General features: G+C 38.2%; 1 protein-coding gene. It reads right to left on the reverse strand.

Annotated elements, in window-relative coordinates; genetic code table 11:
• Positions 1–301, reverse strand: a 301-nt coding sequence (locus tag AC0L3J_RS37455) for a dihydrofolate reductase (protein ID WP_130522033.1), incomplete at its 3' end; no start/stop codon positions are given.
• Positions 302–450: the final 149 nt, after the last annotated feature.

Here is a 450-nt window from a genome sequence, read left to right on the forward strand (position 1 = left end):
CCCCACCACCTGAAACAATGACATGATCCGTTATTTTCTTTAGGTTGGTTAAAGCATCTTTAATTGATGGAAAGATCAATACGTTCTCATTGTCAGATGTAAAACTTGAACGTGTTACGACCGCATACTTTCGGTTGGGTAATGCTCCCATTGATTCAAAAGTCTTGCGTCCAACCAACAGCCATTGGTTATAGGTAATAGCTTTAAACAGGAGCTGTTCACCTTTGGCACTCCATGGAATATCAGGGCCATTCCCGATAACTCCATTCTTCGATATAGCTACCATTAGTGATAGTTTCACAATTCTTCCTCAGAGGTTAACATTTTATTAGTAAGCATGCTCGTTTTGTCACCCGCTGATGCTTACCGTTAATTAATATAATCACTTGTATTAAATAGACTTTCTTTAAAAATACAAGACACTCTGTTATTACAAATCGTGCATGCCGT

The organism is Bradyrhizobium sp. Kon37, assembly GCF_055807535.1.